Annotated in this window: 9 protein-coding genes and 1 pseudogene; 8 read left to right on the top strand and 2 right to left on the bottom strand. The window is 69.3% G+C overall.

Features of this window, described 5'->3' with window-relative positions; translation table 11 throughout:
• Positions 1–270, top strand: a pseudogene (locus tag V6M46_RS18725) (UDP-glucose 4-epimerase GalE); the annotation flags it as partial.
• A 38-nt stretch (positions 271–308) separates the two neighbouring features.
• Here the strand turns inward: V6M46_RS18725 and lexA are convergent.
• Positions 309–1,031, bottom strand: a complete 723-nt coding sequence (gene lexA, locus V6M46_RS18730) for a transcriptional repressor LexA (protein ID WP_332667901.1) — start codon at positions 1,029–1,031, stop codon at positions 309–311.
• Positions 1,032–1,115: 84 nt separating this feature from the next.
• Here lexA and V6M46_RS18735 point away from each other — a divergent pair, with 84 nt between their 5' ends.
• Both V6M46_RS18735 and V6M46_RS18740 read left to right on the top strand, forming a co-directional pair.
• Positions 1,116–1,946: an SDR family NAD(P)-dependent oxidoreductase gene (locus tag V6M46_RS18735; protein WP_332667904.1), complete on the top strand. Its 831-nt coding sequence runs from the start codon at positions 1,116–1,118 to the stop codon at positions 1,944–1,946.
• A complete protein-coding gene (locus V6M46_RS18740; protein WP_332667906.1) occupies positions 1,943–2,248 on the top strand; it encodes a hypothetical protein in 306 nt (101 codons plus the stop codon). Before V6M46_RS18735 ends, V6M46_RS18740 begins: the two co-directional genes overlap by 4 nt.
• 3 nt (positions 2,249–2,251) lie before the next feature.
• Here the strand turns inward: V6M46_RS18740 and V6M46_RS18745 are convergent, their stop codons facing one another.
• On the bottom strand, positions 2,252–3,274 hold the full coding sequence (locus V6M46_RS18745; protein ID WP_332667908.1) for a YihY/virulence factor BrkB family protein: 1,023 nt from the start codon (positions 3,272–3,274) through the stop codon (positions 2,252–2,254).
• A 283-nt stretch (positions 3,275–3,557) separates the two neighbouring features.
• On the opposite strand from V6M46_RS18745, the gene V6M46_RS18750 reads away from it, so the two are divergent.
• The 5 genes from V6M46_RS18750 to V6M46_RS18770 all read left to right on the top strand — a co-directional run.
• The gene (locus V6M46_RS18750) at positions 3,558–3,941 is read left to right on the top strand and encodes a LysM peptidoglycan-binding domain-containing protein (RefSeq protein WP_332667910.1); all 384 of its coding nucleotides are present in this window, start codon (positions 3,558–3,560) and stop codon (positions 3,939–3,941) included.
• Between the two features lie 147 nt (positions 3,942–4,088).
• Complete coding sequence (locus tag V6M46_RS18755) at positions 4,089–5,981, top strand: penicillin-binding transpeptidase domain-containing protein (protein WP_332667913.1); 1,893 nt, start codon at positions 4,089–4,091, stop codon at positions 5,979–5,981.
• Positions 5,982–6,003: 22 nt separating this feature from the next.
• Positions 6,004–6,684 (top strand): type 1 glutamine amidotransferase, encoded by a 681-nt coding sequence (locus V6M46_RS18760; RefSeq protein ID WP_332667915.1) that lies wholly within the window; start codon positions 6,004–6,006, stop codon positions 6,682–6,684.
• Positions 6,681–6,899, top strand: a complete 219-nt coding sequence (locus tag V6M46_RS18765) for a hypothetical protein (protein ID WP_332667917.1) — start codon at positions 6,681–6,683, stop codon at positions 6,897–6,899. The genes V6M46_RS18760 and V6M46_RS18765 overlap by 4 nt, the downstream gene beginning before the upstream one ends.
• 171 nt (positions 6,900–7,070) lie before the next feature.
• Positions 7,071–8,209, top strand: a 1,139-nt coding sequence (locus V6M46_RS18770; protein ID WP_332667921.1) for a right-handed parallel beta-helix repeat-containing protein, incomplete at its 3' end; no start/stop codon positions are given.

The raw sequence follows: 8,209 nt of genomic DNA on the forward strand, positions 1-8,209 counted from the left end.
GCCCAGAAGCTGCTCGCCGGTCAGCAGCTCGAGCCGGTCTACAACCTCGGCAGCGGTGACGGCGTCTCGGTGCGGGAGATCATGACGGCGGTTGCCGAGGCGACGGGCATCGCCTTCGAGCCCGAGGTCGGTCCGAGCCGCCCCGGCGATCCCGCCCGCATCGTGGCCTCAGGTGACCTCGCCGCTCGCGACCTGGGCTGGGCGATGCGGCACTCGCTGGTCGACATGGTCAGCAGCGCCTGGAACGCCCGCCAGCACCACCCCGTCTGACCCGCGGCCCCTAGCGACGCTTGGGGCTGGAGGTTGTCTCAGACGCGGCGGAGGACTGCGGTGACGATGCCGAGGATCGTGGCGTGGCTGCCGTCGATCGGGTCGTACGCCTCGTTGTGCGGCAGCAGCCAGACCTTGCCGTCCTTGCGCTGGAACGTCTTGACCGTGGCCTCACCGTCGAGCAGGGCGGCGACGATGTCACCGTTGTTGGCGGTCTGCTCCTGACGGATGACGACATAGTCACCGTTGCAGATCGCGGCGTCGATCATCGAGTCGCCGGCGACCTCCAGCAGGAACAGCGTGCCCTCGCCGACGAGCGACTTGGGCAGCGGGAAGATCTCCTCGACCTGCTCCGCGGCCAGGATCGGGCCACCGGCGGCGATGCGGCCGACCATCGGGACGTTGACGGCCTGGGGGAGGGCGTCGCCGATGCCGGTCTCGTCGAACGCGGTCTCGGCGGCGCTGCTCATCGAACGACGAGCCGCCATGACGTCGGGCAGGAAGATCTCGAGCGCGCGCGGACGGTTGGGGTCGCGCTTGACGTAGCCGAGCGCCTCGAGGGCGCGGAGCTGGTGTGCGACCGATGACGTGCTGGTGAGCCCGACCGCGGCACCGATCTCGCGCATGCTCGGCGGGTAGCCGCGCTTCTCGATCTCGTCGCGCAGGAACTCGAGCACCTTGCGCTGCCGTGCGGTGAGCCCGGAGGAGTCCGCGGGCCCGTCGGGGAGCTCGGTGACTTCGGCATTGCGGTCATCGGTCATGCCGGAAGGGTAACCCGGAACGGGGGACCAGTTCAAACATATGTTCGATGGCGTGTCGCGAGCCGTGACGTCTACGTTGGACCCGTGTCGAAGCCCCTGGTGTCGCCCGGAAGTCCCCGCTCAGCCGTCGTGACCGGGGCGGCGAGGGGCATCGGTCGAGCCATCGCGGTCGAGCTGGTGGGCCGCGGCTACGAGGTCGTGGTGACCGACCTCGACGCGGATGCCGCCGAGATCACCGCCAAGGAGATCGGCGCGGCGCTGGGTCTCGGCCTCGACGTCACGGACCCCGAGGCCAACCGCGACGTCGCCGCCCGCGCCCGTGAGCTCGCTCCGCTGGGCGCCTGGGTGTGCAACGCCGGCGTGCTCGCCGAGGGTGCCCTGACGACGTTGTCGGTCGGTCAGGTACGCGCGATGGTCGACGTCAACGTGCTCGGCGTGATGTGGGGCGTACGCGCAGCGGCCGACGCGTTCCGCGACCAGAACGGGGTGACCGGCGGCGACATCGGCGTCCTCGCATCGCTCAGCGCGCATGCGCCGGTGCCCGGCCTGAGCGTCTACGCTGCGACGAAGGCGGCCGTGCTGTCGCTGACGACGTCGCTGGCCTCCGAGCTGCACCACGACAAGGTCAGGGTGCATGCGGTGTGCCCGGACGGCGTCGACACCGCGATGGTCGAGGCGATGGACGCGCAGGGCGACGTACGCGCCGCGCTGGCCGCCGGCGTGTTGCTGAGCCCGCAGCAGGTGGCTCGCGAGCTGGTCGACATGTTCGGCACCGGCCGGGTCTACAAGACGTTGCCGGCGTGGCGGGGGATCGTCGCGCGTACGGCCTCGCTGGCGCCGCGTGCCGCGGTCCACGTCGACCCGTGGGTGCGCAGGCTCGGCGCCCGCAGGCTCAAGAAGGAAGGCAAGCGATGACCTACCTCGTGATCGGCACCCGCGCCGGGAGCGGCTGGTCGGTCGAGGTGCGCGACGTGGGCACGACGACCGCCGACGACCTCGCCGGCATCGAGCCCGCGGCCCGGCAGCTCCTGGCGACCGCCGGGAAGCCGGACGCCGCCGACGTGGACCTGCAGCTGCTGCTGCCGGACTTCGAGGTCGATCTCGACGAGCATGGGCTGCCGGGATCCCGCGGCGTCTCGGTCGCCCTCGTCAGTGGCTTGATCGCCCTGGTCGTGGTCGTCGCCGTGATCGCGTATGTCCTGGGCCGCATCCTGTAGCCGTCAGTGCTGGCGGACGTAGCGCTTGCGACCCATCAGCAGCAGGCTCCGCCGGAACTCTTGCCGGTTCTCCTGCGCCCGGTCGCGCTTCTGCTCGGGCTCTCGCTCGCGCTCCTCGGCCTCCTCGCGCTCCTCGGCGGCCTTGATCTCGGCCTTGACCTCGGCCGTGCGCTCGTCCGCGATCTCGGCGTCCTTCTCCACGGTCTCCTCGGTCACGACGTCCTCGTGCACCGCCTCGATACACGCGCCGAGCAGGATCGCGTAGACGCCGATCCACAGCCACAGCAGCAGGATGACGACCCCGGCGAGGGTGCCGTACGTCTTGCCGTAGCTGCCGAAGTTGTCGACGTACAGCGAGAAGCCGGCGGAGGCGAGCAACCACAACGCGGTCGCGACGAGCACGCCCTTGGAGACCAGCGGGGACTTCCCGGAGCGGTTGGGCGCGATCCGGAACAACAGGCCGATCGCGATCGTGACGGCGGCGAGCAGCAGGATCCAACGGCCGGCCTCGACCCCGGCGCGTACGCCCGGCACGATGTCGATCCTGTCGAGCACGGCAGGCGCCACGGCGACGAGCGCCACCACGAGCAGGACGAAGATGATCGCGCCGAGGGTCAGCACGAGCGAGAGCAGCTTGCGCTTGAAGAAGCCACGGGTCTCGGCGAGGCCGAACATCGCGTTGACCGCGGTGATGAGGTTGCCGACCCCTCCGGTGGCCCCGTAGATCGCGAGCACCAGCGCGATGGCGAGGCCGATGCCGAGCGAGTCGGGTGAGGTCTGGATCAGCGAGTCCATCTGGCCCGTGACGAGGGATGCGGCGTCGGCGGGCAGCGCCTCGGCGATGTCCTCGGACTGGCTGGCGACGGTCTCGGGGGAGGCCACCAACCCGTACGTCATGATCGCCGCGATCATCGCGGGAAACAGCGAGAGGAACGCGTAGAACGCGACTCCGGCCGCCAGCAATGGTGCCTGGTGCGCGGATGCCTGCTTCCAGGCGGTGATGACGCTCTTGCGCTGAGAAGGCATGCCTCGACGGTAGTGCGCCGCCGCGAGCTTCGCCCTCTGGGGTCCGTTGTCGGACGGTGTGCCGGAAACTCGTGGCGGGAATTTTTGGCTGGTATCACAGCGAAATCGGCACGATGATCGAAATTGTGTTCGACAGGTGCTTCCTTTTGTCAGACGCGCCCCCTATTGTCGTACATGTGTTCGATCGAACGCCTGTTCGCACCATCGAATGACATCGAGAACAGCGTTTGATCGACCACACCACAGCTTCACATCAGCCCTCACTTCCCCCTTGGAGGCCATCATGAGCAGCATCGCTTTCGGTCATCACGACCACAGTGTTCGACCGGTTCGCCACCTGCGTGCCGTGCCCGAGCCCAGGCCCGCTCCCGGGCTCCGACTGACCCGCCGCGGCAAGGCCGTCGTCCTGGCCGCCGCCGTCGCCGTCATCGCGCTGCTCGTCGTGATGTTCGGCTCGTCCTCGTTCGCCGGTGACCAGGCCGGTGCTGCGCCCGAGACCACGTCGGTCCGCGTGCTGCCCGGCCAGACCCTGTGGCAGATCGCCGCCGAGGCCAACCCCAACGGCGACATCCGCAAGACGGTCGATGAGATCGTCCGGCTCAACTCGCTTCCGAATGCCTCGGCGCTGCAGCTGGGCTCGGAGATCGCGGTCCCTGTTTACGAATAGGCCGCTGCACCACCCACCGACGTCCGCGGTGCACCTTGGGGAAGGGGTGCCGCGGACGTTCGTTCATTGACCGGTCGTCGCGCACCTGTTTGACTGCTCGTTCCGTGTGTGGGCGAGAGCCTGACACCATGTCCGGAGGGGGACCACGTGACGTCATCTGTTGTCTCCGGCCGACGCACCGTGGCCCTGGTGTGCGGCGTGGCGATGCTGGCGGCGCTGCTGAGCGCCTGCACCGGCGGCCGGCCTGATCCCCGCAAGGCGGCCGAGACGCTGGCCGCGGGAGTGTCGAAGCAGCAGCTCAAAGGCGTACCCCTGGTCAAGGGCGGCCGCATCCCACAGGCCGACCTCGAGCGGATCGTCGAGGGCATGGGCTCCGCACGGGCGAAGGTCACCGTCGGCAAGATCGACGAGAACGACGACGAGGCGACCGCGACCCTCAAGACGAGCTGGACGTTCAAGGGCACCGACTGGAGCTACACGACTCCCGCCAAGCTGGCGTACGAGGACGACACCTGGCGGGTCCGGTGGGCACCCACGATCGTCGCGCCCGACCTGACCGCCGACGAGCGGCTGCGGCTGCGTACGAGTCCGGCCGACCGAGGAGACATCGTCGGTGCCGGTGGTGCGGGCCTCGTCATCGAGCGGCGGGTCGAGCGGATCGGCATCGACAAGTCGCGGATCGAGGCAGCCGAGGTGGACAGCTCCGCGAGGGCGCTGGCCCGCCTGCTCGACATCGACGCCGACCGCTACGCCAAGGCGGCCAAGGCGGCCGGCCCGCAGGCGTTCGTGGTCGGGTTGGTGGTGCGTGCCGACTCCGACGACACCCTCAGCGATGCCGAGCTCGCGTCGATCCCCGGTGCCGTCCAGCTGGGCGCCGAGCTGCCCCTCGCGCCCACCAAGGGGTTCGGGCAGCCGCTGCTCGGGGTCGTCGGTGAGACCACGGCCGAGATCATCGCCAAGTCCAAGGGCTCCGTCGAGGCCGGTGACCTGGTCGGCCTGACTGGTCTGGAGCAGCGGTACGACAGCCGGCTGCGCGGCAATCCGGGGGTCACGGTCGAGGCGGTGTCGGGATCGAAGGCCCGCGAGCTGTTCTCCAGCGCGCCACGTGCCGGCAAGGCGCTTCGTACGACGATCGACCTCGAGCTGCAGGGCTCGGCTGACAAGATCCTCGCCGACGTGAAGCCGGCCAGCGCAATCGTGGCGATCCGCCCTTCGTCCGGCAAGATCGTGGCACTCGCGAGCGGTCCCGGAGGCAAGGGCGCCGACACCGCCGCGACGGGCCACTACGCGCCGGGCTCGACGTTCAAGTTGGTCACCGCTCTGACGTTCCTGCGCTCCGGGCTCAAGCCGTCCACCACGGTGCCGTGCGCCCGCACGGTCACGGTCGAGGGCCGTGTGTTCACCAACTACTCCGACTATCCCGCCGGTGCGATCGGCAAGATCCCGTTGAGCTCGGCGATCGCCAACTCGTGCAACACCGCGATGATCGCGACGCGGGGCAAGGCGCCCCAGGACAAGCTCGCCCAGGCGGCCGCCGCGCTCGGCCTCGGGCCGGACCTCGACCTCGGCTTCCCGGCCTATCTCGGCGCGGTCCCCGACGAGGCCGAGGGCACGGAGCACGCCGCGTCGATGATCGGGCAGGGCAGGATCCAGGCATCACCGCTCGCGATGGCCGTCGTCGCGGCGTCGATCGCGAACGGCTCGAGGGTCACGCCGACGTTGCTGGAGGACGCGCCGACCAAGGCCGCCGCGAAGCCGGCCGACCCGCTGGCCGGGGGAGAGGCCAAGCAGTTGCAGGAGATGTTCCGCGGCGTCGTGACCGGCGGCAGCGCGGCGTTCCTGTCGGACGTACCCGGCAAGCCCGTGTCCGCCAAGACCGGCACGGCGGAGTACGGCAAGGACAACCCGCCCCGCACGCATGCCTGGATGATCGCCACCCAGGGCGATCTCGCCGTAGCCGTGTTCGTCGAGGACGGCGACTCGGGCTCGCAGACCGCCGGGCCGTTGCTCGAGGAGTTCCTGCGGAGCGCCGGTGGCTGACCCGAACCGGCACAATGAGGTCATGCGCATTCACGTGATCGCCGATCAGGCCGACAGGGACGGCGGGCACTTCCACGAGCGCCTGCTCCAGCTCGGCGGCCAGCTCGTCGAGCTCGACCGCGACAACCTTCCGGCGTACTCCACGATCGGCGACACGGACCTGATCTTCCTGCTCGGCTCCGACAAGGCGGCCCACGAGCCCAAGTGGAAGGACGTCGTCGAGGCCGAGTCGCGGTTCGTACGCTCGGCGCTGCGGGACGGCACGCCGGTGATGGGCATCTGTTACGGCGCACAGCTCATGGCCCGGGCGCTCGGCGGCACGTCGTGGCGCGCCGACGCACCGGAGCTCGGCTGGCAGCGCGTCGACACGATCGACCCGATCCTGTGCCCCGAGGGGCCGTGGGCGCAGATGCACAGCGACGTGTTCGCGCCGGGCCCCACGTCCCGCGTGATCGGCACGTCATGGCGCGGCCCGCAGTGCTTCATCGACGAGGCACATGGTGCGCGGGCGATCGCCTGGCAGTTCCACCCCGAGGTCACCGCGGAGACGTACGAGCGATGGGTGCACGAGGGCTACTACGGCGACGCGGGCATCGACACCAAGGACCTGATCCGGCAGGCCCATGCGCATGCGGCGGCGAGCCGCAACCTGGCGCACACGCTCGTCGACTCGGCGCTCGACTACCTGCAGGTCGACCGATGAAGGGCCGGCCGAGCGGCTTCGAGTGGGTCGTGCGCGGCAAGGAGGTCGTCATCTCCCACCACGGGCGCGAGGCGGCGGTGCTGCGCGGCGAGAAGGCACGGCAGTTCGTACGCGACGCCGAGTCGAGCGACCCCCAGCTGCTGATGGCGCGGCTCACCGGCAACTACAAGCGCGGCAACGAGCGCACCGCCAAGTCACATCCCCGCAACCGCTGACCCCGACCCTCGCCGGTCGAGTAGCCAGGCGAGCTCTGCTGGGGTCCCCCCACGAGCTCTGTGAGGGGGCGTTCGGCGAATCGAGACCTCGTGAGACGGCACCCTGAGGTTACTGGCGCGTAACCTGGATCACACTCCGCTCGTTGTGCTGGCAACGCCTCCGGAGGTCCCATGCGCACTGCCCGCACGTTCCTGGTCCTGATCGCCCTGTTGTCGTCGGTCGTCGTCGGTGGAGTCGTCACCGCGTCATCCGCGAGCGCCCACGAGGAGCGGGAGGCCGGCTTCCCGGATGGCACGGGTGTCGTGCCGACCTACCTCGGCCTGTCCAACGCGCGCTATCGCGTCGTCTGTACGAGCGCCAGTGCGAGCAAGATCGCGGCGATGCCGACCGGCACCCTCAAGGTCCGCAACCAGCAGCTGCTGGCGAAGTGCCGTTACGAGTCGATCCAGGACGCGATCAACTCGATCACGCAGCCCAAGACTTCGGTGTACGTCCTCCCGGGGACGTACACCGAAAGCAAGTACGCGGCGATCAAGCCCGAGGGCTACTGCGCGAACATCAAGACCGAGTCGAAGGACCCGCTGCAGCTCGCCCAGTTCATCGGCAGCATCACCGGCCTGCAGACCGAGAGCGCCAGCAGCCCGATCGCGCTGTCATACCCCGACCAGGTCCGGTGCCCGCACAACCTCAACCTCATCGCGCTGCTGGGCGACTCGACCCCGCAGGACGACTCGATCCGCTGCGACAACGCCACGTGCGGCACCCAGATCGTCGGCACCGGCAGCAAGCCCAGCGACGTCGTGATCGACAACCGGTTCAGCAAGCTCAACGCGATCCGGGCCGACCGCGCCGGCGGTGTCGTGATGCGCAACTTCACGGTGCAGCAGGCCGAGTTCAACGCCGTGTACGTCCTGGAGACCGACGGGTTCCTGATCGACGAGCTGGTCGCCCGCGGCAACGACGAGTACGGCATCCTGGCGTTCGCCAGCGACCACGGGCTGATCCAGAACGTCGACGCGTACTACAACGGCGACTCCGGCATCTATCCCGGCTCGGCCTCCGACCTCAACGCGGACAGCAAGACCACCGCGGTCAGCCGGTACGCCATCGAGATCCGCAACAGCAAGAGCCACGACAACACGCTGGGCTACTCCGGCACGGCCGGCAACTCCGTCTACGCGCACCACAACCAGTTCTACGACAACGCCACCGGCATCGCGACGGACTCGCTGTTCCCGGGCCACCCCGGGCTGCCGCAGGACCACGCGCGTTGGAGCCACAACGAGGTGTTCAGCAACAACTCGAACTA

Origin of the sequence: Aeromicrobium sp. (assembly GCF_036676885.1) — a bacterium.
Taxonomy (GTDB): domain Bacteria; phylum Actinomycetota; class Actinomycetes; order Propionibacteriales; family Nocardioidaceae; genus Aeromicrobium.

What these genes read in the sequence shown, in the direction of transcription:
- V6M46_RS18740 (WP_332667906.1), top strand. Translation starts at nt 1,943, where the DNA reads ATGACCTACCTCGTGATCGGCACCCGCGCCGGGAGCGGCTGGTCGGTC.
- V6M46_RS18750 (WP_332667910.1), top strand. Translation starts at nt 3,558, where the DNA reads ATGAGCAGCATCGCTTTCGGTCATCACGACCACAGTGTTCGACCGGTT.
- V6M46_RS18745 (WP_332667908.1), bottom strand. Translation starts at nt 3,274, where the DNA reads ATGCCTTCTCAGCGCAAGAGCGTCATCACCGCCTGGAAGCAGGCATCC.
- V6M46_RS18760 (WP_332667915.1), top strand. Translation starts at nt 6,004, where the DNA reads ATGCGCATTCACGTGATCGCCGATCAGGCCGACAGGGACGGCGGGCAC.
- lexA (WP_332667901.1), bottom strand. Translation starts at nt 1,031, where the DNA reads ATGACCGATGACCGCAATGCCGAAGTCACCGAGCTCCCCGACGGGCCC.
- V6M46_RS18765 (WP_332667917.1), top strand. Translation starts at nt 6,681, where the DNA reads ATGAAGGGCCGGCCGAGCGGCTTCGAGTGGGTCGTGCGCGGCAAGGAG.